Source organism: Pseudophaeobacter sp. EL27, assembly GCF_900313025.1.
Classification (GTDB): Bacteria; Pseudomonadota; Alphaproteobacteria; order Rhodobacterales; family Rhodobacteraceae; genus Pseudophaeobacter.
In genome coordinates, this window is record NZ_OMPQ01000009.1 from 431,986 (window position 1) to 456,918 (window position 24,933).

At 55.8% G+C, this 24,933-nt stretch carries 22 protein-coding genes and 1 tRNA gene; 9 read left to right on the forward strand and 14 right to left on the reverse strand.

Annotated features, from left to right (window positions below; genetic code table 11):
• Nucleotides 1–27 precede the first annotated feature (27 nt).
• The 4 genes from ED661_RS09775 to ED661_RS09790 all read right to left on the reverse strand — a co-directional run bounded on the left by ED661_RS09775 (nt 28) and on the right by ED661_RS09790 (nt 4,197).
• Nucleotides 28–1,839 (reverse strand): patatin-like phospholipase family protein, encoded by a 1,812-nt coding sequence (locus ED661_RS09775; protein WP_162930098.1) that lies wholly within the window; start codon nt 1,837–1,839, stop codon nt 28–30.
• Nucleotides 1,840–2,035: 196 nt separating this feature from the next.
• Nucleotides 2,036–2,626 (reverse strand): tyrosine-type recombinase/integrase, encoded by a 591-nt coding sequence (locus ED661_RS09780; protein WP_162930099.1) that lies wholly within the window; start codon nt 2,624–2,626, stop codon nt 2,036–2,038.
• Between the two features lie 309 nt (nt 2,627–2,935).
• Nucleotides 2,936–3,277, reverse strand: a complete 342-nt coding sequence (locus ED661_RS09785; RefSeq protein WP_122073718.1) for a hypothetical protein — start codon at nt 3,275–3,277, stop codon at nt 2,936–2,938.
• Between the two features lie 365 nt (nt 3,278–3,642).
• Complete coding sequence (locus ED661_RS09790) at nt 3,643–4,197, reverse strand: hypothetical protein (RefSeq protein WP_254054810.1); 555 nt, start codon at nt 4,195–4,197, stop codon at nt 3,643–3,645.
• An 86-nt stretch (nt 4,198–4,283) separates the two neighbouring features.
• On the opposite strand from ED661_RS09790, the gene ED661_RS09795 reads away from it, so the two are divergent.
• Together ED661_RS09795 and ED661_RS09805 are read left to right on the forward strand one after the other, a co-directional pair.
• Nucleotides 4,284–4,532 (forward strand): hypothetical protein, encoded by a 249-nt coding sequence (locus tag ED661_RS09795; protein ID WP_122073719.1) that lies wholly within the window; start codon nt 4,284–4,286, stop codon nt 4,530–4,532.
• Nucleotides 4,533–4,772: 240 nt separating this feature from the next.
• Nucleotides 4,773–5,780: a hypothetical protein gene (locus ED661_RS09805; protein ID WP_122073721.1), complete on the forward strand. Its 1,008-nt coding sequence runs from the start codon at nt 4,773–4,775 to the stop codon at nt 5,778–5,780.
• Between the two features lie 311 nt (nt 5,781–6,091).
• On the opposite strand, the gene ED661_RS09810 is transcribed toward ED661_RS09805, so the two are convergent.
• Both ED661_RS09810 and ED661_RS09815 read right to left on the reverse strand, forming a co-directional pair.
• Nucleotides 6,092–6,168, reverse strand: a tRNA-Arg gene (locus ED661_RS09810).
• Between the two features lie 127 nt (nt 6,169–6,295).
• Complete coding sequence (locus tag ED661_RS09815; RefSeq protein ID WP_122073722.1) at nt 6,296–6,865, reverse strand: DUF882 domain-containing protein; 570 nt, start codon at nt 6,863–6,865, stop codon at nt 6,296–6,298.
• Nucleotides 6,866–7,223: 358 nt separating this feature from the next.
• Between ED661_RS09815 and ED661_RS09820 the strand changes: the two genes are divergently transcribed.
• From ED661_RS09820 to ED661_RS09835, 4 genes are read left to right on the forward strand one after another with little or no spacing between them, the layout of a single operon-like run.
• The gene (locus tag ED661_RS09820; protein ID WP_122073723.1) at nt 7,224–8,849 is read left to right on the forward strand and encodes a murein L,D-transpeptidase; all 1,626 of its coding nucleotides are present in this window, start codon (nt 7,224–7,226) and stop codon (nt 8,847–8,849) included.
• Between the two features lie 46 nt (nt 8,850–8,895).
• Entirely contained in the window at nt 8,896–9,969 is a 1,074-nt protein-coding gene (gene lpxD / locus ED661_RS09825; protein ID WP_122073724.1) for a UDP-3-O-(3-hydroxymyristoyl)glucosamine N-acyltransferase, read from the forward strand.
• Nucleotides 9,970–10,017: 48 nt separating this feature from the next.
• Nucleotides 10,018–10,275, forward strand: coding sequence for an acyl carrier protein (locus ED661_RS09830; protein WP_122073725.1), 258 nt, complete (start codon nt 10,018–10,020; stop codon nt 10,273–10,275).
• 31 nt (nt 10,276–10,306) lie between these two features.
• Nucleotides 10,307–11,515, forward strand: a complete 1,209-nt coding sequence (locus tag ED661_RS09835; protein WP_122073726.1) for a beta-ketoacyl synthase — start codon at nt 10,307–10,309, stop codon at nt 11,513–11,515.
• Between the two features lie 76 nt (nt 11,516–11,591).
• Here ED661_RS09835 and ED661_RS09840 read toward each other — a convergent pair whose 3' ends face one another.
• Nucleotides 11,592–12,227: an invasion associated locus B family protein gene (locus ED661_RS09840; protein WP_122073727.1), complete on the reverse strand. Its 636-nt coding sequence runs from the start codon at nt 12,225–12,227 to the stop codon at nt 11,592–11,594.
• A gap of 611 nt (nt 12,228–12,838) precedes the next feature.
• Between ED661_RS09840 and ED661_RS09845 the strand changes: the two genes are divergently transcribed.
• On the forward strand, nt 12,839–14,383 hold the full coding sequence (locus tag ED661_RS09845) for a helicase HerA-like domain-containing protein (protein WP_122073728.1): 1,545 nt from the start codon (nt 12,839–12,841) through the stop codon (nt 14,381–14,383).
• Between the two features lie 125 nt (nt 14,384–14,508).
• On the opposite strand, the gene ED661_RS09850 is transcribed toward ED661_RS09845, so the two are convergent.
• The 6 genes from ED661_RS09850 to ED661_RS09875 form a co-directional block, all read right to left on the reverse strand.
• On the reverse strand, nt 14,509–15,831 hold the full coding sequence (locus ED661_RS09850) for a branched-chain amino acid ABC transporter permease (protein WP_122073729.1): 1,323 nt from the start codon (nt 15,829–15,831) through the stop codon (nt 14,509–14,511).
• Complete coding sequence (locus ED661_RS09855; protein WP_122073730.1) at nt 15,828–16,838, reverse strand: branched-chain amino acid ABC transporter permease; 1,011 nt, start codon at nt 16,836–16,838, stop codon at nt 15,828–15,830. The genes ED661_RS09850 and ED661_RS09855 overlap by 4 nt, the downstream gene beginning before the upstream one ends.
• Before the next feature lie 3 nt (nt 16,839–16,841).
• Entirely contained in the window at nt 16,842–17,555 is a 714-nt protein-coding gene (locus ED661_RS09860; RefSeq protein ID WP_122073731.1) for an ABC transporter ATP-binding protein, read from the reverse strand.
• Nucleotides 17,556–17,642: 87 nt separating this feature from the next.
• Nucleotides 17,643–18,428 carry an ABC transporter ATP-binding protein gene (locus ED661_RS09865; protein WP_054462751.1) on the reverse strand — a complete coding sequence of 262 codons (786 nt, stop codon included), beginning with the start codon at nt 18,426–18,428 and terminating at the stop codon, nt 17,643–17,645.
• 98 nt (nt 18,429–18,526) lie between these two features.
• Entirely contained in the window at nt 18,527–19,720 is a 1,194-nt protein-coding gene (locus ED661_RS09870) for an ABC transporter substrate-binding protein (RefSeq protein ID WP_122073732.1), read from the reverse strand.
• A gap of 471 nt (nt 19,721–20,191) precedes the next feature.
• Entirely contained in the window at nt 20,192–21,190 is a 999-nt protein-coding gene (locus ED661_RS09875; protein ID WP_122073733.1) for a GlxA family transcriptional regulator, read from the reverse strand.
• Nucleotides 21,191–21,384: 194 nt separating this feature from the next.
• Here ED661_RS09875 and ED661_RS09880 point away from each other — a divergent pair, with 194 nt between their 5' ends.
• Nucleotides 21,385–22,761, forward strand: a complete 1,377-nt coding sequence (locus ED661_RS09880; RefSeq protein WP_122073734.1) for a class II 3-deoxy-7-phosphoheptulonate synthase — start codon at nt 21,385–21,387, stop codon at nt 22,759–22,761.
• Between the two features lie 192 nt (nt 22,762–22,953).
• Here the strand turns inward: ED661_RS09880 and ED661_RS09885 are convergent, their stop codons facing one another.
• Nucleotides 22,954–23,769 (reverse strand): PAS domain-containing protein, encoded by an 816-nt coding sequence (locus ED661_RS09885; RefSeq protein WP_122073735.1) that lies wholly within the window; start codon nt 23,767–23,769, stop codon nt 22,954–22,956.
• Nucleotides 23,770–24,021: 252 nt separating this feature from the next.
• On the opposite strand from ED661_RS09885, the gene ED661_RS09890 reads away from it, so the two are divergent.
• Nucleotides 24,022–24,918: a YicC/YloC family endoribonuclease gene (locus ED661_RS09890; protein ID WP_122074096.1), complete on the forward strand. Its 897-nt coding sequence runs from the start codon at nt 24,022–24,024 to the stop codon at nt 24,916–24,918.
• Nucleotides 24,919–24,933: the final 15 nt, after the last annotated feature.

The following is a 24,933-nucleotide window of genomic DNA, read 5'->3' on the forward strand; positions in this document are numbered from 1 at the left end:
CAGAAGTCCCGCAACCATAGCGCATGCCTAGACTCCAGTTCCACCAGCTGCATTTCCACCTGGTGAAAGATCAGGAGATGCAACAAGTCGCAGCCCAGCATCATAGTCTGGTGTCACACCACCGGATACCATTTGAGCATCGTCTTTGGCATCGATGCGTTCTCCCAAATCCGCCAACTCATCCAAGGCTGGCTCCAAGACTTCTGCAGGCCAGTTCGGCGTTTTGGGAGGATAAAAGTCCGATTGATGAAGTCGAGCCAGCTCTTCATACGTCCAATTTTCTGGTCCTGCTCGATGCGTCTTGATCGCATCATGCATGCCCGGCAGCGCCTTTTCCAATTCCGGTAGGAGACAGAGCGCCCTGCGCCAGCGGTTTTCGTCAAAGTCAAATTCGTCAACCAGCTTGCGCCCGGCTTCTGCTCCGTAGTCCTTCAGCTGCTTAATGACCTCCGGTGGCATGGCTATATTGCTGCCGCCTTGGTGCGGCTCCAGCCTGACAGTGACTACACGCTCATACATCCCGGGAACCTCGGCTTGTAGCTTGTCTTGCCAATCCTTGGCCGTATTGAAAATTGAGGCCAAAAAACCGAGGAGACCAGTGATAGGCTGTACAGGCAGGTGCAAACGATCACGAATGCCCTGGTCGAAATGAATTCGGTCTTCGGTTTCGCTATGTCGCGTCTTGTCGAAACTGTCCAAGGAGATCGCAAATGTTGGGCGGCGCGGTAGCCACGCATCGAAGAAATGGACCGGTAGATTGGACGCAATGCCGCCATCAGAGAAGAGGCAGCGCACCCAAGATTTCCCTCCGTTCTTCGCCTTGTCCTGCCGATAGAGTGGCACGGCTTGCAACAAAATCGGAAAGCTGAGTGACATACGCGCCATCAAGACCACTGGGAAATCTCCGCCCAAGGGCATCGGATAGAGTTCCTTGCCCTCTGGTCCTGTTGATTTTCCACCATTTCCTACCTGCACCATGTAATCAACCACCCGTTTGGGAAGGATTTTCTCGAACTCATGAGGATTGAAAAAGTATCCTGGCATTTTCAAAGGCAGGGAGTATGGTCGGCGTGACGTAAGATCAGTTGTCATTGTTGAAAGAGCGATGCCCGGCGCCTGGTCGCCCCGACCTTTTTGCAGATCTCCTAGCGTAAGAGGTGTTTTTGGAGGGCTATCTTGCCAGTGCCCCGCAATCTTATCGACGCGGTCTGCCAACCAATCACTGATGGCCTGAGTTTTTCCATCTCCTACGCCGGGCTGTGTTGTGCCGGGTACCATGCCATAGTCATTGGCCTTCAGCTGTGCCGAAATTGTTTTGATGAGGGAGAGTACCAATTGGACCACTCCCCAGGCTAGTCCAGCTCCGACACCCAGGATCCCAAGACCGATCCCGCCACCAGCAACGCCGGCCACTACGCCACCGGCGGCTATCAGCGAGCCATTGCGCAGGGGCTTGCGTCTATAAGACTTCAATTTGGGCCAGATCACTTTGATCAGTTTAAACCAAGAGGGTTTTTTCTCTTTCTGCTTCAGTTCCTGGTATTCGATGAAGGCCTCAAAAAAGGGGGCGAGGTCCTTTGATGGTTGGAGATATCGGGTAAGGTTGTCGCCAAGTTCATCCGAAAGTGCTGCAATTTGGTCAAACCCAGTCTCATCGTCTTGGTCTGGGGAGGTCTGCCGCCGGTACTCAGCTGCCGCTGCAACCGTTGCAGCAATCGCCCCAGCTGATGTTCCTCCGACTGAACGAAGTCGGTAGTCTTTGCCGATCCTGTAGATGGCCTGCGGGTAGACGACACCTGAAGTGGTCCCGCCCTTCATGATCAAATCACATTCTCTCATACCCATTCCCCCAAACAACTAAACCAATCCCACTACCGTGAGAGTTGTCGCGCAACCTGTCAACACAACAAAAAGTCAGCGCACTTCGCCCCTGAAGCATGCTGTTCTTGGAAATCTAGAGATCCGGCACTCATTTTTTCGAATGTGACAAGCCAACCCAAACTGACGTTTGTTGGGCTCCCTAGGAGAAATTCGCCTAGTCGAACCTTCGCTCCATAGCTCTAAGTGCGGTTTCTTGGAAGCTGGGAGAGTGATGGCCGTAGACCTTCTCGATGGTCTCTGCGCTGGTGGAAAAGAAGCCGACCGCGTCCCAGATACTGGCTCCGTTCTGGAGGGCCCAGGTGATCGCGGTATGCTTTAGAGTGTGGGGTGTGCAAGGAGAAACACCAGCCTCATGTACTGCCTTTGAGAATGCCCGTTTCAAATCTCCCACTCGAGCGCCCTGGTACTCAACTGCCCAATTCGCGCCGCTCGCGCGCCAGCGACGTAGGTGAGCTGCCAACTGGCGAGGTATTCGGGCAGGGGCTCGGCGCTTCTTCGTCTGACGCTCACCGCCGCCGCGGCGGAACATGATGCCCTGATCTAGATCGAACCAGCCACCCACGGTGTTTGGCTCAAACCCCATGCGCAAGATCGCGTCCTTCCTGGTACCAGTGTAGAGGGCAATAAGGATGAACTTGGCGAGATGCTTCGCCTTGTGACCGCGATAAGCGATCCATAGCAGCCGTGCCGCCTCATCCCGGGTCAACCAGCGCTCTGTTGGTTCAGGTTTGGCCGGCAGGGTCACGGCAGGTGCAGATGTGATGAAACCTTCGGCGTGGGCATAGTTGATGGCTCTTAGCAGAACTCCAAGTTCTCAGCGCACGGTTCCCGGTGATATGGGGGGCGAACTCAGTTGGTTCTTTGGTTTCAGGATCTCGAGCTATGACCTTTTTGCGGGTCTTTGCGTATCGACGACAGGTTTCGCCCTTCACATGGCTCAGTTTGAGTTCGGACCAGATGGGAACCAGAGCATCTAAAGCGTAGCCAATCCGCTCCGGTGCGGCCACTGTTGGGGCGTATTCTTCGGCATAGACCGCCAGCACTTCGCCACAGGTTACGTTGGCCGACTCATTTGCAGAACTTTCCCGTCCTTTGGTGGCGATGTAGGCTGCGAGCGCTTTTTCAGCTTCGAGGCGGCTTGTGCAGCCCGTTGACCGGTCGGGCTGGCCGGTGTCGCGGATGTACCAGAACGGGCGATGCTTGAATTTATGGAGGCGGGCGCCTTTGCTTGGTTTTGGTATTTTTTCACCAGTGGCTTGAAGTCGTTTCTGTCGATGCGAATTTCGCGGCCCATCCTAACGAGAAAGCCGTGGCTTTCTGCAGCGGAACGTAGACTTGCCTTCGGGATGCCCAGCTCCTTTGCCGCTTCATCCAAGGTTGCAAGGTCTGGTATCATGGTTCTCTCCATCAAGGGTTTGTGATTTTGGTGTATTTCGGTTCCAGGGTTAAGGTTTTGAACAAATTTGCACGCTAGAGGTGTTGTTAGGCACGCGGGTCGTCCGCCTATTAGGGTGCCACAAAGCTTGTTGTCACAGGCATAGAGATTGGGTGTGCGTGCTGCGCCCGATCTTTTACGTTTCGACTTACCCAATACATATAACTCATGAATTCATTAAGTTATGCGGCCTTCTTGACCGAGGGTCTTCCGATGTATTGACTCCACTGATTTACAGCGGCGGCCATCATCTCTGGAAAAGACCGACTGCGTAGGTGGACGCGATCAGGCCCGGGTGGTGCTCGGTGGATAGCGTTCCACTTCTTCTACTCATCCGATCCGTGTTCTGGTTCCGGTAGTCGGTTGGTTTTAGCTAGGGAGGGCAGGCCGCGGAGATACCAGCCAGTGTTCTTGTAAGCAGGTTCGCCAAACCAGAACGGTTGCACCATATGTGGCTTGGGCAGATCTGCAGGCATGCGATCCCTGGCGAGGTCGTTCATCTCCGGGTTTTCGATAGCGACACACTCAATAGGTGCCGCCCAACAAGTCGTGAAAATGTCGATACCCAGTTCAAACTCGGCCCGCATATCCTCAAGGCTTTTCCCTTTGGGTAGCTTCTTGGGTTGGGTCCATTTTCCAGGGCCACTCATCCAGCGACGGCCGGAGCGGCAGAGGCGTGTGCAGGGCGGGTGCATGACCGCGAGCAGATCCCAGCCTTCGAGCAGGATGCCATCACGGATATCGCAGCGGATATAGTGGTTTGAGCCATCTTCTGCAGCTTCGATATCGCAGGACCACACATCATGTGCAAGCGCTTCAAAGGCGCGGCGGGCAATACCGCTGGTCTCGCATCCGATTAGGGCCGCAGAGACCGCTCGCATTCACCGCGCCCATCTGGCGCGCGCTTCAGATGAGGCCCGCGGCTGGGTGGCGTTTTCCAATGACCTGCAATCTATGGAGGGACGCCATGCGCCTTTATCCCCTTTGCTTGCCGCTACTGCTGACCGGCTGTTTCGGGCCGGAAAGTGAGCCGGTTACGCCACCACCCAGAGTGCCGCCCGATCTGCTGCAGCCCTGCGCTGGCTACACCGGGCCAGTGCCGCAGTCTGAAGGACAGATCTCGGATGCCCTGATTGCCGAGGCGCGGGGCAGGGCCTGTGCAAATGGCAGGCTGGCGACTGTGGCCGAAATTCTGGAGGTGTCCTTTGCGCAGTAAATTTCGTAGTGGGCCGCTTTGCGGACGAAGCGGGCTTTCACTGCGGTTGCGCCAACGTCCGCTTCCAGAAATAAGCTCTTTCCTTTAGTCTGGACCGTACAGCACGAGAGGAGATGAAATGAATACCCGGCGAGGACTGTTTCTTTTCCTTTTTTCTTAGTTCTTGGCCTTGTTTGGTGGCGTCTGTTTTATACAGACAAACGAACACCCACATCTCCTGTAGAAGTGCCTCTGGCATGGTTGGACGAAAACACCCTGCTAACTGGCGAGCGAAATACGCTCTATATCAGGAAAGACGGCAAGAACAGACAAACGTTGCTGTCCCTTGACGGAGAAGAATTCAGCTTCGGCGGCTTTTGTATTAGTGACGCCAACTTTTGGTTTGCGACATCGAGGGTCGAGCGGTATGTTGGTGGAGGAGTTTCAAGTACGCTGTCCAGAAAGCTCCGGCTTCCTGTGGTCAGCTGGGAAAATGGGGTGCCCCAGTTTGACCATCCGGTTGAACACGAATGGCTAGACGAACCTGCTTTACCAGACTGCACAGTTGACCTCAAAGCAAATGAAACAAATGCTTTTCTGAGGGGGTCTCAGACATACCAAGAGAAGCGCAGCATTGATATCGGCGGTAATCTCATAAAACTAGAACACGCGACCGGAAACTATGCCCGGTTGTTCCCTGGCAACTTGTTTCTGGATCGAAACCCTGCGGGCCTTATCCATCTGACAGGCCAGCAAGCTACAAGGTACGTTTTCCCGGAGAGCTACATAAGCCAGCTTGAAATCGGGCGGCGACTGGGATGGGGCGAATTGCTTTGGGATTCAGGGCTTAACCAGGCACTGTTCGTTCACAACACGTGCGGACCTGGACAAAGCGGGCCTGATTGTAGACGCAAGGCTCTCTGGCTTACGGCATCTCTGGAGCCGATTTCCGATTTCGAAATGCCGGGTGAGTCACTCCTCGAGATCAAGAACGGATACACCTGCTTTTCCTGTGGTTGCGGCTGCAATAGCCATGAAGAGCTATATGTGATGGGCGGTGAAGTGTTTCTGCATGTCTGGGGGTACCCAGTGAAAAATCTCACCCGTGGTGTGTATCGGCTGAAGCAAAAGAGTACCGGTCCTGCCTGGGAGAAGATCATATCTGGGCGTCCTCAATCGCCGATAGCGGTCAGTCCAAATGGCCGACAGATCGCGTACTTTGAACTTTCGAGGCTCGGAGATCAGTTTCGCATTGTTCAGATTGATTGAACGAACGTCGAGGATGGTTGGCCGCATTGGAGGTCAACGATTAGTTGGCACATATTTGATCTGTTCCATAGACGCTGACATTCGCCATTCCGCAACAACCTGGTCAAAATGGGCTCATTGAAGGCTTTCGCCGCGGCAGCAAAACAAGCTTGGCTACAAATCAGCAGCGACCACTGAACTCATCGAAAATTCGGTTCACACGTCTAACGAAGGAAGGAGGCTTTACCAATAGAATCCAACTGAGATTTGGGAGTTTTTGTTACGTGTAACAGAAACTCTGAGGCTCACATCTGGCTAAGTCATTGAAGTAATGGCGCACCTGAGAGGATTCGAACCTCTGGCCTCTGCCTTCGGAGGGCAGCGCTCTATCCAGCTGAGCTACAGGTGCCAATGTAGGGGCGGTATAGCGGCCAAGAAACTGAGCCGCAATGGGAAAACCACAGACGTCGGAAAAATTTACCGTTGGAGGGGACCCGTCATAGGCCAGTTTTCAAACTGGCCCAAACAGGGCTGTATCAGCCATTCCAGCTGCGCACGACACCGCAGTCCATATGGACAAAATTCGAGCCGCGGTATTTGCCAACACCGCCGGCACGGCAGGCCTTTGCAGCATTTGCCATCTGGCTGACCGAGCGAGACGACAGACGCAGATCAGCGGCCTGTCCACGCATATGCAGCGAATTCTTTGCCACCCCGCGTGAGCGACTGCGCAGCATCGCATTGGTTTGAGGGCTGCGATAACCGGAGAGCATCATATAGGGCTCACTCACATCCAACAGGTTGTGCGATGCCGCCATGATGTCGATGGTCCGCAGATCCATGGACTTGACCTGATCAGTCCGCCAGTCGCGCATGAAGTGGTTGACCTCTTTGACTGCGTCTTTGATGTAGTCGCCGTCGATCCAGTAGATCATGTCGATACGTTCACCAGTGCGGCCCGAGAACATGCGAATGCGGCGAATGTCGCCCCCACCACGCAAGAAACCTGCTGCCTTGGAGAAAGTGGGAGCTGCTGCCACAGTTGTTGCCGCAAACGCACCCAGAAGTGCCCGCCGGGTCATGCCCGTCTTTGTAAGTTCTGCCATGTCTTAACTACGCCATCCCGAACGTGTTTAATCCTGCCTATGCCCGATGTTACGGACCTACTGCGCTTTTACCTGTGGTCGGTATGCCACAAGGGGAATCAATAACCAAGGTCCGTTTTGCCTGCGGTCAATTTGCCGAGGATTTTCGGCAAAAAACTGCGCAAAAGGGGACGAGTGGTTAATTTTTCCCCTAAGAGTAGCGTCGATTACTCCTAAATATGCGACTGGATCGCATCAAAGTCACACTGTCACAGCTTGGTTTCACAAACGTGAATGGACATTCTGGATTGTCTTTCATCAATAATTCATAGAGCTGCTATCATTGTTATCGTTCATCGCTGTTGAGGACCTAGAAATTATGACCAAAATCAACTCCCCGAGACTTGCTGCACGTCTCAAATATGGGCTTTTTGCGCTTGCTTTGGGCAGCGTGAGCGGTTTTGGTTTTGGGACCATGGCGACCGCGCAATCGACGGCCTTTCGCCAAGCGGTCGCTGAAACCGCCTCGGTTAACGATGGTGTTGCGCAGTTTTATCGCGAAAATACCTATTCTGCCCTTTGGACAGGGGATGACCAGGCATCAAGCCTGCGCCGCGCGGCATTGCTGCGTGCCCTGGAAGAGGCTTCAGCCCACGGATTGCCGGACCAATCCGGAACTGCGGCGGGCTTGGTAGAGCAGATGCGGAACGCCCGCACCGCGCGTGATTTTGGCCAGGTAGAGGCAGCGCTCAGCACTGCCTTTGTTAACTATGCTGCCATGGTGCAGACCGGATTGCTGAAACCCTCCAGTATTGACAGCGGCATGGTGCGCAAACGTCGCGATCACGACGGTGCAGCCGTGCTGGCAGGCATGCGGGACAACCAGCCCTTTGCCTATCTGCGCACCCTGGTGCCGGCCTCGCCGCAGTATCGCGCCTTGATGCGGGAAAAACTGCGCCTGGAGCTGCTGCAGGCGGCTGGTGGCTGGGGCCCAACGGTTCCTGGCAAGAAACTGGAGCCCGGTGACACTGGTCAAAACGTTGTTGCATTGCGAAACCGCCTGATCGCTCTGGGTTATATGGAGCGCAGCGCCACCGCCAGTTATGATCGTGTCATGGAACGTGCCGTCGAGAGCTTTCAGTCCGATCATGGGCTGGAAGTGGACGGTGTCGCCGGTGGCGGCACCCTGAAAGAGATCAACCGTCCTGTCCGGGATCGTCTGAAATCGGTGATTGTCGCCATGGAGCGAGAGCGCTGGCTGACGCCGGAGCGTGGTGAGCGTCATGTTCTGGTCAACCAAACTGATTTCACCGCCAAGATCATCGACAATGGCGATGTCACCTTTGAGACCCGTTCGGTCATCGGCAAGAACGTGCATGACCGCCGCTCGCCAGAGTTTTCCGATGTGATGGAGCATATGGTGATCAACCCGAGCTGGCACGTGCCGCGCTCAATCATCACCAAGGAATACCTGCCCAAGCTGCGCAACAACCCCAATGCGGTTGGCCACATTCAAATCACCGATAGCCGGGGCCGGGTGGTCAACCGGGGGTCGGTTGATTTCTCGCAGTACACTGCCCGCAGCTTCCCCTTCGCCATGCGCCAGCCGCCCAGCACTCGCAACGCTCTGGGTCTGGTTAAGTTCATCTTCCCGAACAAGCACAATATCTATCTGCATGACACGCCGCAAAAGAGCCTGTTCAAACGTGAAGTCCGTGCATTCTCGCATGGTTGTATCCGTTTAGCGCAACCCTTTGAGTTTGCCTATGCGCTGCTGGCCAAGCAAACTGAAGATCCAATCGACTTTTTCCACCGGATCCTGAAATCTGGCAAGGAAACCAAGGTCGACCTGGAACAGCAGGTGCCTGTTCACATTATCTACCGAACCGCATATGTGTCCAACAAAGGCCGGGCCGAGTTCCGCCGGGATGTCTATGGGCGTGATGCCAAGGTCTGGTCTGCACTAGAGCAGGCCGGCGTATCACTGACTGACGTTCAGGGGTAAATTCTGGGGCCCGATCAGGAGCTTGAGCCGGAAAGGGCCCCTAGATATGTACACAGTTCGCGAAATCGCAGAGGCCATTGGTGTTGACGCGCAGGGTGACCTGGACCTGGTGATCGTCCGTGCGGCAGAGCCACAGGATGCCGGACCGCAGGATCTGGCCATGGCTACTTCTGCCAAATATGCCGAAGGTCTTTCCCAGGGGGCGGCTCAAGTGGCCCTGCTGTGGGAAGGGGCCGATTGGCAGGCCTTGGGTCTGAAGGCCGCATTGTTTGCCGCCCGCCCGCGCATGGCTTTGGGTGGTGTTTCTGTTCTGATGGATAAGGGGCAGGGCTTTGGCACTGGCATTCACCCTTCTGCCGTTATTGATCCCACAGCGGTACTCGCAGAGGGCGTCTCGGTTGGACCTTTGAGCATCATTGCCGCCGGCGCAAAAATTGGTGCGGGTTCGGTGATTGGGCCACATTGCTATATTGGCGCTGAGGTAGAGATCGGCGCGGAGGCGCAGCTGCGCGAGATGGTCTCGATCGGTGCGCGGGCCCGCATCGGTGCCCGGTTTCGCGCCCAGCCCGGTGCTCGGGTCGGCAGCGATGGGTTTTCCTATGTGACTCCGGAAGTCTCCGGCGTGGAAAACGTGCGCAAGACCGTTGGCGATCAAGGCGATGCCAGATCGCAAAGCTGGCTGCGCATTCACTCGCTGGGCGCGGTTTCGATCGGGGACGATGTGGAGATTGGCGCCAATTGCACCATCGATAATGGCACCATCCGCGACACTGAGATCGGATCCGGCAGCAAGTTGGATAATCAGGTGCATGTGGGGCATAACACCCGTATTGGCCGTGATTGTCTGATCTGCGGTCAATGTGGCCTGTCGGGATCGGTTGAGGTGGGCGACAATGTTGTTTTGGGTGGTCAATGTGGTGCTGCCGACAATATCTTTATCGGCGACGGCGTGATTGCCGGCGGGGCGACCAAGATCATCTCCAATGTGCCTGCCGGGCGGGTGGTTATGGGCTACCCTGCGGTGAAGATGGAGACCCATACCGAGATCTACAAAGCGCAGCGACGTTTGCCACGGCTGATGCAGGACATAGAAAACCTGAAAAAGGCTGTTTTCAAATAGGGTTTCACCCGCTACATCTTTCGCGACATCACAGATCAGGGGGCCAGAATGAGCACTCAGGACAAGGTCATTGCAATTGTCGCCGAACAGGCGCTGCTTGAACCATCGGATGTAACCCTTACCAGCACCTTGGAAGATCTCGGGATCGACAGCATGGGGTTGGTGGAGTGCATTTTTGCCATTGAAGAGGAATTTGATATCTCAATTCCCTTCAACTCCAACACCCCAGAGGACAGCGATTTCGACATTTCGAACGTTGCCTCCATCATAGCCGGGATTGACAAATTAGTGTCACAGAGCGCGTGATATCAGCGTCTGAATCCCTGGGGAAAAACACATGAAGCGCGTTGTCATTACCGGAGCGGGGACAATCAATGCTCTGGGGCATTCGGTTGCTGCCACCTTTGAAGCCATGCGGGAAGGGCGCTGCGGCATCGGCGAGCTGGAGTTTCGCGACGTAGAGCGCCTGTCCATTCGGATTGGTGGTCAGGTGCGCGGTTTCGAGGCCGAGGGGCGCTTCAATCGTCAACAGATGAGCCTTTATGATCGGTTCACCCAGTTCACGCTGACGGCCGCTAAGGAAGCAATTGAGCAATCGGGGTTGGAATTCCACGGGGAGCTATCCGCAAAATCGGGCGTGGTTCTGGGTACCGCCGGGGGCGGGGTTTCCACCTGGGACGACAATTACCGCTCCGTTTATGAAGACGGCAAAAACCGGGTGCATCCCTTTGTGGTGCCCAAGCTGATGAACAATGCAGCTGCCAGCCATGTCTCGATGGAGTTCAACCTCAAAGGCCCCAGCTTTACCGTATCGACCGCCTGTGCCTCGTCCAATCATGCCATGGCCCAGGCCTTTCAGATGGTGCGCTCCGGCATGAGCCCGGTGATGATCACCGGTGGATCTGAATCGATGCTGTGCTTTGGGGGGGTCAAGGCCTGGGAAGGGCTGCGGGTCATGTCAAAAGAGGCATGTCGCCCCTTTAGCGCCAATCGCAATGGCATGGTCCAGGGCGAGGGAGCAGGGATTTTTGTCTTTGAGGACTATGATCACGCCCAGGCGCGTGGGGCGAATATTCTGTGCGAAGTTCTGGGCTTTGCCATGTCCTCGGATGCTTCGGATATTGTCATGCCCAGCAAACAGGGGGCGGCGCGCGCCATTTCAGGTGCATTGCAGGATGCAGGCGTTGACCGGGGCCGTGTTGGCTACATCAATGCCCATGGCACGGGCACAGTGGCCAATGACAAAACCGAATGCGCCGCGGTGGCCGATGTCTTTGGTCCCCATGCTGACAATCTGATGATGTCCTCGACCAAATCCATGCATGGGCATCTGATTGGCGGCACCGGAGCGGTTGAGCTTTTGGCTTGCATCATGGCGCTCAAAGACGGGGTGATTGCGCCGACCATTGGCTATGAAGAGCCCGATCCGGAATGCGCCCTGGATGTGGTGCCAAATGAGGCCCGTGAAGCCCGGGTGGATGTGGCGCTGTCCAATGCCTTTGCCTTCGGCGGTTTGAACGCTGTACTGGCCCTGGGGCGGATCTAAATCACGCGGAAGTACTGATAACAAAAATCCACCGCAGATCCGGGACCAGCGGTGGTTTCAACATGTTCTGGTCAGGTTACTGTTTCACTACGTCGACAATATTGTAACCGGCAGTAAAGCCCTTGAGTGACATCTTCATCTCAACCAGCTGATCTGGCGCAGGCGCAGGTCGCAGCGACAGAGTGGCTTCGCCGCCGGCCTTAAAGGTATCAATGTCTGCCTGTGTCAAACCAATCTGAGCGACGCAGCCAAGAGGGTTGCAAAAGGAATAGTTGTAGCGTTTGCCGGGGGCGCCATCGACCGAGATGGTCAAGGCAGCGGGCAGCAGCGTTTCCAGCGGCACAATAATGGTGGCACCGGCAACAGCCTGTCCACCGGGTTGATCAATCCGAAACAGCGAAACCTCGGCCATTGGGTTACCATTAGGATCCGTCAGAATTTGCAGCAACGAGCAGGGATCGGTTTCGGTGTCGGTTTTTATGCAGGCCAGATCCCAATCGCCATGGGTCTCTTTGGCGTAGCGATCACCCAGCTGTGGGGTGCCAGCATCGACGGGCTGGCCGAGATCCAACATCTGATCGGCTGTTGATTCGCTGGCTTCGGCCACCGGTTCGGAGGTTTCGGTAGCAGCTGTGCCGCTTTCCTGGGCTGACAAAGCGCTTGTCACCGCCATCAGCGCGGCCAGGGTCATCGGCGTAAGGGACTTGATCATGAATGCCTCATTATTCTCAGGTCGTTTGCAAAGGCTTTACCATGTTGAAGCAGGAGTGTCAGGTCTCAATCCCGCAGCCGCTGAAGAATAGGCAAGGAATTGACTGCAAGTTGAATAACAAGTGAAACGTTTGGAACCAAAGCAAAAAAGGAAGCTCTCCGGCTTCCTTTTTTGTTTCGTTCTCCCCGTCGGACTGGCCGACTTAGTTATTAGGAGGACGTTACGAAAGCCCTGTGCCTGGGTCAACATGCAATAGTAAAAAAATGTATCACTCTGCTGCTTTACCCGGATTTCTGGCTTTGTTTGCCCTGGAATCGTTTCGATTTTTGACTTTCACCCTACCAATGCTGTGCGGGGATGTGAAAATGCGGAAAAAATAGGCAGAGATGTTAAGCCAAAAAAAGGGCCGTGCCTGCGGCACGGCCAGTCTGACAGGGAGGAAATGCCCGTCGCGATCTCGATTAGAGAGGACGGGCATGACATTGATCGCATATAAAAGTTAATATTCTGTTTTCAAGGGACAGGGCTTGCCAGCTGCGCCATCGACGCGATTCCTGGCGGTGGTTTCTACTGAGCTTTTGAGGGCATCTAATGGCAGGCAAAGGAAGACCATGACGGACAAGATTTTTATTGGTGGTGGCGGTGAAGGTTACGGCGAACCGCAGGAGATGAGCTTCAAATATGCCAATCGCCACGGGTTGATAGCCGGGGCCACGGGAACGGGGAAGACAGTAACCCTGCAGATCCTGGCCGAAAGCTTTTCCCAGGCTGGGGTTCCGGTGATCCTGGCCGATGTCAAAGGTGATCTTTCGGGGTTGGCTAAGCCCGGAACGCCTTCCCATAAGTTGCATGATGCCTTTACTGGACGGGCAGAGACAATCGGCTTTGACTCGTATCACTATCACAGCTGCCCGGTCACGTTTTGGGACTTGTTCGGCCAGCAGGGCCACCCGGTCCGTACTACCGTCGCAGAGATGGGGCCTTTATTGCTGGCACAATTGCTGGAGTTGAGCGAGGCCCAGGAAGGGATCCTGAACATCGCCTTTCGACTTGCGGATGAACAGGCCTTGCCCCTGCTGGACCTCAAAGACCTGCAGGCGTTGCTGGTCTGGATCGGTGAAAATAGGGGCGCGCTGTCACTGCGCTACGGAAATGTCTCTCCGGCCTCAGTAGGGGCGATCCAGCGCCGCCTTTTAGTGTTGGAAAACCAAGGCGGAGCTGATCTCTTTGGCGAGCCGGCCCTGGCGCTTGAGGATCTGATGCGTCAGGACCGCGAAGGGCGGGGCATGATCAATATTCTGGCCTCCGATAAGCTGATGGCAGCGCCCAAGCTCTATGCAACCTTTCTGCTCTGGCTGTTGAGCGAGCTATTTGAAGAACTGCCCGAAGTGGGCGATCCGGAAAAACCCCGATTGGTGTTCTTTTTTGATGAGGCGCATCTCTTGTTTGAAGATGCCCCCAAGGCGTTGGTCGACAAGGTGGAACAGGTGGCGCGGCTGATCCGCTCAAAAGGGGTTGGCATCTATTTCATTACCCAAAACCCTGGTGACGTACCGGAGGATATTCTGGGCCAGCTGGGCAATCGCATCCAGCATGCGCTGCGCGCCTTTACCGCACGCGATCGCAAGAACCTGAAGCTGGCGGCGGAGACCTACCGCGAAAACCCGCGCTTTTCGACCGAGGATGCCATTCGAGAGGTCGGGGTTGGCGAAGCGGTGACTTCGATGCTGCAAAAGAAAGGCGTGCCGGGCATTGTCGAGCGCACCTTAATCCGGCCACCCAGCAGCCAGTTGGGGCCGCTGAACAAAGCGGAACGCGCCGAAATGCTCCGGTCATCTGATATGGCAGGGAAATACGACAAACCCATTGATCGCCACTCCGCCTATGAGATCTTGCTGGCGCGCACCAGTAAGGCGGCGGAGGAAGCGGAGGCTGCCGAGACCAAGGCGGAAGAGGCACCGGAGCCCATGGCACGGGAATTCAATGCCGCGCGGCGTTTCTCCGGCTCCCGCATTCCGCGCTCATCATCGCGCAGGCATAGGCCCAAGGACACTTTTGCCTCTGCCATGTCGGAAGCTGTGATCAAAGAATTGAAAGGCACCACGGGTCGGCGTCTGGTGCGTGGTATCCTGGGCGGTTTGTTCAAAGGGCGTTAACAGAATAGGGGGCTGGCGTTTGCCAGCCCCCTATGGGTTCCGCCTTCGGCGGGGATATTTTTGGCCAAATGAAATGGAGGCCAGGTGTGAAGGGGCGCTCAAATCCGTGAGCGGCCTTTTTTTGATTACTTTTCCGGGATCAAGCCACGGGGGCTGAAGCGCAGCACAAGGAGCAGGATCAATCCCATGGTGAAGAGACGCATATGAGCCGCATTCTCCATCAGATGTCCGCGCAGGAAGCTGCCTTCCTCGAGGCCGGAGGTCAGCAAGGTGATGAGCTCGAGACTCATGGGTTCAACCTTGATCCAGAGGAACCAGATCAGGAAACCGCCGAGTACCGAGCCGAAGTTGTTGCCCGAACCTCCGACAATGACCATCACCCAGATCAGGAAGGTAAAGCGCAGCGGATTATAGGTCCCCGGTGTCAATTGCCCATCCAGGGTGGTCATCATGGCGCCGGCAATGCCGCAGATGGCGGAACCAAGTACAAAGATCTGCAAATGGCGCTTGGTGACGTTTTTGCCCATCGCCCGAGCCGCGACCTCGTTATCGCGAATGGCACGCATCATCCTCCCCCAGGGGCTTTTGAGGGCCATCTGTGCCATCCAGAGAAGCGCGATCAAGACGATCGAAAACAGCATTGCATAGCCCAGCTTGACGTAGAGCGTAGAGCCCAGAACCGGATCCATTCCCAGGCTGGCAAACCACTCGACATAGGCCGGGTCGTTTTGCAGATCGACCTCATAGGGGACGGGACGGGGCAGGCCGACGACGTTCTTCACGCCGCGCGACAGCCAGTCTTCGTTCTTGAGGATGGCGATGATAATCTCGGCAATGCCCAGGGTGGCAATCGCCAGATAATCCGACCGCAGCCCCAGCGCAGTTTTTCCGATCAACCAGGCCGTGCCCGCTGCCAGTAAGCCGCCAACAGGCCAGGACAGGATCACCGGCCAGCCAAGACCGCCGAGATTGCCTGAAATCGCCGGAGATATCTCCTCGATTGCTTCAATCGAAGGGTCAAACAGAGCGCGGTAGATCAGGAAGCCAACCACAAGAATGGCCAGAACCAGAAGGCTGCGCAGGCGACCTTTGGGAAGGACCCGGGTCACCGCAACGGCAGAGATCACTGTCAGCGCTCCCATGACCATTGCCATCAGAACGCCCGGCCCACCTGCGCTCCAGGCGCCCGGGGTGGGCGGTGTGGCGGTCAGGACAACAGCCAGGCCGCCAAGTGCGGTGAAGCCCATGATGCCCACATTGAACAACCCGGCAAAACCCCATTGCAGATTGACCCCCAGCGCCATGATGGCAGAGATCAGCCCCATGTTGAGGATCACCAGCGACGAGTTCCAGGAACCCGAGAAAAAGCTCCAGTCGGTAAGGCCTTCGAGCAGGATCAGCAGCGCTACGGCGGCAAACATCAAGCTGTGTTTCATGGTGTCAGTCATACCGATTTCCCCTTGAAGAGCCCTGTCGGCTTGAACAGGAGGACGATGATCAGGATCGCAAAAGAAACCGCGAATTTATAGTCGGTGCTCATCAGTTGCACCAACCCATCCGGGTCGAGATTGTCCGGCATCAAATACCGCAGAACCTTCTTCCAGGCATAGGTTATGGTGACCTCGGAAAAGGCGATGATGAAGCCGCCCGCGATGGCGCCCTGCGGGCTGCCCAACCCACCGACGATGGCGGAGGCAAAGATCGGCAGCAGCAGCTGGAAATAGGTGAAGGGCTTGAAGCTCTTGTCGAGCCCGTAGAGCACCCCCGCGATGGTGGCCAGTGTCGCCACGATCAGCCAAGTGTACATCACCACGCGTTCCGGGTTGATGCCAGACAGCAGTGCCAGATCCTCATTGTCGGAATAGGCGCGCATGGATTTTCCGGTGCGGGTCCGGTTGAGGAACCAGAACAGCAGCGCCACCACCACAATGGCCGTCACCACGGTGATGCCCTGAGTGGTCTTGATCGCCAGACCTTCGCGCAGGCCCGTCATTTCCTTGAAAGCGCGTGCCTTGATGATGAATCGTTCACCATCAGCAAAACGCTGATCGCCAGGCCCGATGATAAAGCGGACCAGCCCGTTCATCATGAACATCACACCCAGTGACACCATGACAAAGACAACAGGCTTGGCCTTCTGATCGCGATAGAACCGATAGACGGTGCGATCGGTTACCAGCACCAGCGCCATCGTCGCCAGAATGCCAAAGGGCAGGGCCAGCAGGGCTGTTGGCAACACGCCAAACCCAATGCCCCAGGATTGGAACAACCAGGTGAACAGAATGGTCATCATGGTGCCAAAGGCCATGGTGTCACCATGGGCAAAATTGGAAAATCGCAGGATGCTATAGATCAGCGTCACCCCAAGGGCGCCGAGCGCCAGCTGGCTGCCATAGGCCACGGCGGGAATCATCACAAAATTGGTAAGCGCCACAATGGCATTAAGAAAATCCATCGGTCAGCCCCCCAGGAAAGATTTGCGGACTTCGGGATCAGCCAAGAGCTCTTGTCCGGTGCCGGTATAGGCATTGCGCCCCTGCACCAAAACATAGCCTTTGTCTGCGATCTCAAGCGCTTGCTTTGCGTTCTGTTCCACCATCAGGATTGGCAGACCAGTGCGGGCCACCTCGATGATGCGGTCAAACAGCTCATCCATCACGATGGGCGACACACCCGCCGTGGGCTCATCCAGCATCAAGACCTTGGGCTGGGTCATCAGCGCGCGGCCCACAGCCACCTGCTGACGTTGACCACCAGAGAGCTCACCCGCCGGCTGGCTGCGCTTGTCGCGCAGGATTGGGAACAGATCATAGACCTGCTCCATGGTACCTGAGATATCATCGGTGCGAATAAACGCGCCCATCTCCAGGTTCTCTTCCACCGTCATCGAGGTGAAAATATTGCTGGTCTGGGGCACAAATCCCATGCCCTTGATCACCCGGTCCTGTGGGCTCAGCTTGGTGATATCTTCACCCCCCAACCGCACCGCGCCCGAGCGCACATTCAACATGCCAAAAACCGCCTTCATCGCGGTGGATTTCCCGGCCCCGTTAGGGCCCACAATCACGGCAATCTCGCCAGGGTTCACGGCGATGGTACAGTCATGCAGAATATCCGGCCCCTTGCCGTATCCTCCGGTCATGCCGTCACCAATCAAAAAGGGTTCAGACATGCGCGCCTCCCTGCATCATCTTTCCACAAATATTCCGGGGGAGCCGCGCAGCGGCGGGGGCAGAGCCCCAATTCACAGATGCTGCCATCAGGCCTTCTCCAGCTTGTCTTTGTTTTTCAAGCCAGTCCCCAGATAGGCCTCGATCACCTGCTCATTGGCTTTGATCTCACCCAGGGTACCTTCGGCCAGCTTTTTGCCTTCGGCCATGCAGATCACCGGATCACAAAGTCGGCCGATGAATTCCATGTCGTGCTCGATCACCACAAAGGTATAGCCACGTTCTTCATTCAGACGCTTGATGGCATCGGCAATGGTATAAAGCAGGGTGCGGTTCACCCCGGCGCCAACCTCGTCCAGAAAGACGATCTTGGCATCCACCATCATGGTGCGCCCCAGTTCCAGCAGTTTTTTCTGTCCGCCAGAGACCTCGCCGGCCCGCAGATCGGCGATATGGCTGATGGTGAGAAACTCCAGCACCTCATCGGCCTTGGCCCGCAGCGCGCGCTCTTCATCGGCAATGCGTTTACGGCCAAACCAGGTGTTCCACAGGCTTTCACCCGATTGCGCGCCCGGCACCATCATCAGGTTCTCGCGGCAGGTCATCGAGGAAAACTCATGCGCAATCTGGAAGGTGCGCAGCAATCCCTTGTGAAACAGCTCATGCGGTGGCAGGCCAGTGATGTCTTCGCCATCCATGGTCACCCGACCGGAGGTGGGCTCTAATACACCTGCTATCACGTTGAAAAGAGTGGTTTTTCCGGCGCCATTTGGCCCGATCAAACCGGTTATGGACCCCTTGGCGATTTCGAGCGAGGCGCCGTCAACCGCGTGGAACCCGCCGAAGTGCTTATGCAAGTCCTCGACGACGATCATATCATGTATCCCCTGCCACTATTTTGCGGCTTTCTAAATTTGGAACAGCCCGGGAAAATCCCGGGCTGCTCTTTGACATTTTGATCCTGCAAGAGAGATCAGCGGAACTTTACAGTGGTGTTCATGCCGTCTTTGACCAGGATTTCACGGTAGGAGCCAGCGCTCTCACCGGGGCCAATCAGCTCAACGCCGGTGGCGCCCTGGAAATCAACGTCCTTGCCAGCCGCGATCAGTTCCAGTGCCTTGCCCAGCTCGCCTGGGTTGATCACTTCACCGGGGGCGTTGGCAACATCCATGATCTTGGCGCCATACTCAGCAGGATCGGTCGAATTTGCCGCCTGCATCGCCAGCATGATCAGGGCCGCCGCGTCATAGGACTCGGACGCATAGGCCGAGGTGCCGTCAAAGCCGAGCGCTTTGGCCTGCTCTGCAAAGATGGCAGCGCCTTCGCTGTCGGAACCGGCGATTTGGCCGTAAGAGCCGTCCAGGTCAGGGCCAACGTTTTTGGGCAGACTGTCACCGATCATGCCGCCAGGCAGACCAAAGGTGTCAAACGCACCGGAGTCGAGCGAGGACTGAATGATACCCAGACCACCCTGATCAAGGTAGCCTGCAACAACCAGAATGTCGCCACCAGCGGAGGCCAGGGAAGCAACCTCAGCAGAGTAGTCGCCTTTGCCATCTTCATGCGCCGCAACGATGGTCACTTCACCACCCAGGGCTTCAAAAGAGGTCTGGATTGCGTCTGCCAGACCTTTACCAAAGTCGTTGTTGGTATAGGTCAGAGCGATCGACTTAACGTCATGCTCCTGCAGGATTTCTGCCATGACCTGACCTTCACGCGCGTCGGACGGCGAGGTGCGGAAGAACAACCCGTTGTCTTCCATGGAGGACAGACCAGGCGAGGTTGCGGAGGGTGAGATCATTACCATGCCGTTTGGAATAGCAACGTTCTGCAGGATGGCGCCGGTCACACCGGAGCAGTCACCACCAACAATGCCGTTAACGCCTTCGGCGATCAGTTTTTCACCGTTGGCAACAGCCAGACCGTTGTCGATGCAGCCGGTGTCGGCACGAATTGGGGTCACGGTGGCGCTGTCCAGCAGCATGCCGGACTTGGTGACTTCTTCCATCGCCAGCTCGGCGCCGGATGCCATGGCAGGTGCCAGCGATTCAATTGGGCCGGTAAAGCCAAACAATACGCCGAGTTTCACTTCCTTGGCATGGCCACCCGCATAAGCGGTGCCAGCAGTCAGCGCGAGGGCCGCAGTGGCCATCATAAGTTTTTTCATCATATTTCTCCCAGTTTATTGGAACAAGTTCTGTTCATAAGGAACCCTAGGCAAGGCGCTCAAAAAAGAAAAGTCCCCTTGGCCAGCGACATCCTCCCGATGACACTTGCTCTACTTTTTGGACCGGCATCAATTTGCTGGCCTGATGAGGCGGATGCTCTACAGGGTTCGGTGCCCGAGGGGAAGAACTCTGAGTCCATTTTGTCGCAGTAAGACAGAGACCTGGACTCAAAACTCAGAGGGGGAGGATCAACTTCTCTGGTACACACCCGGGGTAAGGCCTCTGGGCAAGCTGTTGAGAGACAATCAATTTTGCCTAAAATTTGATCATTTGGAAAAACATCGTGCCTTGGGAGGCATGTGAAGTGCAAACTATTGGGACTAAAATCAGGTCGTGACATGCATCTGAGGGGATTGGGCCAATTCAAGCAGTGCAGCGAAAAGAATCGGCCCATTCAGCAAGGAAGAGAATCACTGGGATTCAGATTTACTGCCGCGTTCACGGTAGGGCGTGGTGTCATAGTGTGAACGATAACACTTGGAAAAATGAGAGGGCGAGGCAAATCCGCAGGCCAGCGCCACATTGATCACGCTCATATCTGTCTGCATCAGCAGGTTACGTGCTTTTTGCAGCCGCAGTTCCATGTAGTAGCGTTTGGGGCTTCGGTTCAGGTAGCGCCGGAACAGTCGTTCCAGCTGCCGTGTCGACATGCCAACATCCTGCGCCAGGACTGACGGGCTGATGGGCTCTTCGATATTGGCTTCCATCATTTGGATCACCATCGACAGTTTTGGGTGCCGTACCCCAATGCGAGTCGGTATCGACAGTCGCTGTGTGTCCTGATCGGTACGGATGGAGGAATAGATAAGTTGATCGGCGACGGAATTGGCAAGATCCTCACCGTGATCATTGGCAAGCAGTTTCAACATCAAATCAATTGAAGAGGTGCCTCCAGCCGTAGACAGTCGATTGTTATCAATAACAAAAACTGACTTCGTGAGGGTTACTTCCTCAAACTCTTCGGCAAAGCTGTCGATATTTTCCCAGTGAATCGTGGCCCGTTTTCCGTCCAACAATCCGGCCTTTGCCAAAACATAGGATGCCGTGCACAACCCCCCAATCATGACGCCTTTGCGGGCCTCACGACGCAGCCATGCGAGAAGCTTTTTGCTTGTCGCCCCCTGAACATTAACCCCGGCACAGACCAAAATCGTGTCATCGCGCTGCAATTCACCCAAATCGCCGTCCACCGCAAAGGTCGTACCGGCAGAGCAGGTCACGTTTTCGCCATTCTCGCCCAACAGGGTCCAGGTATAGGCGTCTCTGCCTGCCATACGATTTGCAATACGCAGACATTCAACGGCCGACGCAAAGGAAAGCATCGAGAATCTTTCCATCAAAACAAATACATATCTTTTGGTGGGGCCGGTTTCTTTGGGGGGGGCGATTGGTTTCTTGTGGGTTTGCATTGGGCACATCCTTGGCAATATTTGAATGCACCGGGAGAGACTTACGTTAAGTCAGCCCCGCGTGAGACTAGAAAACCGTGCTCATAGGTTTGAGCTGGGGTCAAGAGGGGCAAATCTAATCTGGTCAGTACGAGTGCGTTTTTGTATAGGTGGCTTCCGTTCTATTATTAAGACCTCTTAAGCGGAGAAAAGCTATGAGTGAGTGGCAAAAAGAAACCTGGCGCAGCAAACCCCGCGTACAGATGCCCGACTATACCGACGCCGCGGCCCTCGGGGCCGTTGAAGCGCAGCTTTCAAACTATCCGCCACTGGTCTTTGCCGGCGAGGCGCGACGTCTGAAGCAACATCTTGCAGCGGCTGGCCGCGGCGAGGCCTTTTTGTTGCAAGGCGGCGACTGTGCCGAAAGCTTTGAACAGTTCAGCGCCGATGCGATCCGGGATACCTTTAAGGTTATGTTGCAGATGGCCATGGTTCTGACCTATGGCGCTAAAGTTCCTGTGGTCAAAGTCGGACGTATGGCGGGTCAATTTGCCAAGCCACGCAGCGCGCCAACAGAAACCCTGGATGGGGTGGAGCTGCCCAGCTACCGCGGTGATATCATCAACGATCTGGGTTTCACTGCTGGCTCCCGCATTCCTGACCCCAAACGGATGTTGCAGGCCTATACTCAGGCGGCTGCAACCCTGAACCTGTTGCGCGCCTTTTCCACGGGTGGTTACGCCGATGTGAACCAGGTACACGCCTGGACCCTCGGCTTTACCGAAGGTGAAAAAGCCCAGACATACCGCGAGATGGCGAACCGGATCACTGATACGCTCGACTTCATGAAGGCCGCAGGCGTCAACAATGACGCCTCCCATGCGCTGCAAACGGTTGAATTTTACACCAGCCACGAAGGGTTGCTGTTGGAATATGAAGAGGCGCTGACCCGTCTGGATTCGACCTCTGGTAATTGGCTGGCTGGGTCCGGCCATATGCTTTGGATCGGTGACCGCACCCGTCAGCCCGATGGGGCCCATGTGGAATTCTGCCGTGGTGTGTTGAACCCCATTGGCATGAAATGTGGCCCCACCACCACAGCTGATGACCTGAAGGTCCTGATGGAACGCCTGAACCCCGAGAATGAAGAGGGCCGTCTGACATTGATCGCCCGCTTTGGGGCCGGCAAGGTGGCAGAACATCTGCCGCGCCTGGTTAAGGCTGTTGAGGAAGAAGGCGCCAAGGTGACTTGGGTCTGTGATCCGATGCATGGCAATACCATCAAATCCTCCACCGGTTACAAAACCCGGCCTTTCGAGAGCGTATTGCGCGAAGTGCAGGACTTCTTTGCGGTTCATACTGCCGAAGGCACCATTCCTGGGGGCGTCCATTTTGAAATGACCGGCCAGGATGTCACCGAATGCACTGGTGGCGTGCGCGCTGTTACGGATGAAAACTTGAGCGATCGCTACCACACGGCCTGTGATCCGCGTCTCAATGCCAGCCAATCCTTGGAACTGGCCTTCCTGGTTGCCGAAGAATTGTCGGACCTGCGCAACAAACGTCAGGCGCGCAGCGCTGAAGCCAGCTGACGCGTTATTGCTTCGCTATTCAAAAACAATGTCCGCTCCAGTATTCTGGGGCGGTTTCTCTTTTTTGGTCAGTTTGTTGGTTGAGTTCTTGAACTTTAACCGGTCCGTAGAAAAGGGAAACGCCCCGGGAATTCTTCCGCGGGGCGATCATTACTAGGCTATGACCAAATAGACTAGAAATAGGCTAAAACTTTAGGAAACGGGCGTGTCATCACGGCTGGAAACCAGGCGCAGATGAGACCGCTTAGACTTGCTCTTGGCATCCGCACGGGAAGTGTCTCGCGCTGGTTTGGGCAATTTGCGATCCGCCAGATCACGGGCTTCCTGCAGAATAGAGGTCTCGGGAGCGAGACGGGATTGCAATTCTTCGAACTCGGGGTTCGGCGTATTCACATCCTCAGAGCTGCGCGATTTTGACTTAAACTCGGTATCATCGGTGCTTTTGGCAACAGCGCGCATTTCGATCGAGGAGATAGCAAAACGTTGCGATGTATTGGTTGGGTTGCCTTCGGAGACAAACACACCAAGCGCACGGCTTACATCGCCCAGATCGCTGCGCAGCGGCAGCAACAACATGCGGGCTTCACGGCGGCCACGCAGGCGGGAGCCTTCGGTCTGCATCTCAATTTCAACGATGGCTGGCGCTTCAAACATATGTTCCAGCGCCGCGCTCATCTGTTTGCGTGCGTCAGGGGTAAAGAAGGCGGTGATTGGCATGCCACGGACTTCCATACCTGCCATCTCATTGACCTTCTGGCCGGCCAGACGGAAACGGGCGATCCCTGGGGCTACACGCTCCAGAATGAATGTCTGCGACAGAATGTTCTCCAGCCCGCGCGGGTCAATCTGGGAACGGTTGGGAATGTCATCGCCGCGGCGCAGAGCAGTCCAATAGGCCTCGGCTTGACGCATGGGGGAAACCGAAACGGCGTTACGGAAATTCGTCATGGGAACCACCTTGTTGTGCCCCTTATCCTGGCTAGAGTTTTTGCTGCCGCCAAAAAACATGTGCTATTCCTTACGTTGTCCGGTCCATTTGCCATCAAGTACGCAACACAATCTGTCGACTGCCTTATTCGTACCGTTTAGATGGTTACCTTGCAGTTAACATGCCATAATATTATTCAAATTTGGACTAAAACTTAAAGCAATGGTTAACGCCTAGGGCTGAGCACCAATTCCGACCACGGCTGTCGTTACATCCGACGGTACAGTTTGGAGCCCGGTTTTGCTGCCCTGTGGCTGGATAAGGACAAGCAGATGAAAATTCGAAGCATGACGGGCTTTGCCTCGGGACAGGGGAGTCTTGGGGCCCATAGTTGGAGCTGGGAAATGCGTTCGGTCAATGCCAAGGGTCTGGATCTGCGCCTTCGGGTGCCGGACTGGCTGGATGGGCTGGAAGTTCATCTGCGTAAGGTCCTGGGCAACAAGCTGGCGCGGGGCAATGTCTCTCTGGGACTCAGGATCAGTCGCGGAGAAGACAGTGCGGGAACCCTCACCCTGAACAAACCTTTGCTGAATTCGGTGCTCACAGCCCTGGCAGAGGCCGAGGCACTGGCGCAATCCGCCGGTGTTGATCTCTCGGTTACGTCCGGCGCTGACCTGCTCTCTATTCGCGGCGTTTTGGAAACCTCCGCAACAGAGGATGATCCGGCGCCCTTAGTTGCGGCTTTGAAAAAGGAATTCGAAAGCCTTTTGGCTAAATTCGTTCAAATGCGTGAAGCCGAAGGGGCGGCGCTGGACCAGGTCTTGCGGTATCAGCTCTCCGAAGTCGCGCGCCTGACCAAACTGGCGGCGGAGCGCGCCGAGGCACGCAAACCTTTGGTGGCCGAGACTCTGAGGGTCAATCTGGCCCGGGTGCTAGAGAATTCAGACGGAGCAGATGCCAGTCGGGTGGCACAGGAGCTGGCCATGCTGGCGGTGAAATCAGATGTTACTGAGGAAATCGACAGGCTTGGGGCCCATGTCTCTGCTGCCGAAGATCTGCTCGCCACGGGTGATGCGGTGGGGCGCAAGTTTGATTTCCTGATGCAGGAATTCAACCGCGAGGCCAATACGCTCTGTTCCAAAGCGCTCAACAGTGACTTGACCTCGGTGGGTCTAGAGTTGAAAGCAGTGATCGACCAGATGCGCGAACAAGTGCAAAATATAGAATAACTCCAAAGGAGAAGA

Bases quoted from the DNA above. Each gene is read 5' to 3' on its own strand.
- ED661_RS09790 (WP_254054810.1), bottom strand. From the start codon at position 4,197: ATGCGAGCGGTCTCTGCGGCCCTAATCGGATGCGAGACCAGCGGTATT.
- ED661_RS09865 (WP_054462751.1), bottom strand. From the start codon at position 18,428: ATGATCGTCGTCGAGGACTTGCATAAGCACTTCGGCGGGTTCCACGCG.
- ED661_RS09850 (WP_122073729.1), bottom strand. From the start codon at position 15,831: ATGACTGACACCATGAAACACAGCTTGATGTTTGCCGCCGTAGCGCTG.
- ED661_RS09785 (WP_122073718.1), bottom strand. From the start codon at position 3,277: ATGATACCAGACCTTGCAACCTTGGATGAAGCGGCAAAGGAGCTGGGC.
- ED661_RS09815 (WP_122073722.1), bottom strand. From the start codon at position 6,865: ATGGCAGAACTTACAAAGACGGGCATGACCCGGCGGGCACTTCTGGGT.
- lpxD (WP_122073724.1), top strand. From the start codon at position 8,896: ATGTACACAGTTCGCGAAATCGCAGAGGCCATTGGTGTTGACGCGCAG.
- ED661_RS09830 (WP_122073725.1), top strand. From the start codon at position 10,018: ATGAGCACTCAGGACAAGGTCATTGCAATTGTCGCCGAACAGGCGCTG.
- ED661_RS09875 (WP_122073733.1), bottom strand. From the start codon at position 21,190: ATGCAAACCCACAAGAAACCAATCGCCCCCCCCAAAGAAACCGGCCCC.
- ED661_RS09840 (WP_122073727.1), bottom strand. From the start codon at position 12,227: ATGATCAAGTCCCTTACGCCGATGACCCTGGCCGCGCTGATGGCGGTG.
- ED661_RS09880 (WP_122073734.1), top strand. From the start codon at position 21,385: ATGAGTGAGTGGCAAAAAGAAACCTGGCGCAGCAAACCCCGCGTACAG.
- ED661_RS09870 (WP_122073732.1), bottom strand. From the start codon at position 19,720: ATGAAAAAACTTATGATGGCCACTGCGGCCCTCGCGCTGACTGCTGGC.
- ED661_RS09860 (WP_122073731.1), bottom strand. From the start codon at position 17,555: ATGTCTGAACCCTTTTTGATTGGTGACGGCATGACCGGAGGATACGGC.
- ED661_RS09855 (WP_122073730.1), bottom strand. From the start codon at position 16,838: ATGGATTTTCTTAATGCCATTGTGGCGCTTACCAATTTTGTGATGATT.
- ED661_RS09795 (WP_122073719.1), top strand. From the start codon at position 4,284: ATGCGCCTTTATCCCCTTTGCTTGCCGCTACTGCTGACCGGCTGTTTC.
- ED661_RS09885 (WP_122073735.1), bottom strand. From the start codon at position 23,769: ATGTTTTTTGGCGGCAGCAAAAACTCTAGCCAGGATAAGGGGCACAAC.
- ED661_RS09890 (WP_122074096.1), top strand. From the start codon at position 24,022: ATGAAAATTCGAAGCATGACGGGCTTTGCCTCGGGACAGGGGAGTCTT.
- ED661_RS09845 (WP_122073728.1), top strand. From the start codon at position 12,839: ATGACGGACAAGATTTTTATTGGTGGTGGCGGTGAAGGTTACGGCGAA.
- ED661_RS09835 (WP_122073726.1), top strand. From the start codon at position 10,307: ATGAAGCGCGTTGTCATTACCGGAGCGGGGACAATCAATGCTCTGGGG.
- ED661_RS09820 (WP_122073723.1), top strand. From the start codon at position 7,224: ATGACCAAAATCAACTCCCCGAGACTTGCTGCACGTCTCAAATATGGG.
- ED661_RS09775 (WP_162930098.1), bottom strand. From the start codon at position 1,839: ATGAGAGAATGTGATTTGATCATGAAGGGCGGGACCACTTCAGGTGTC.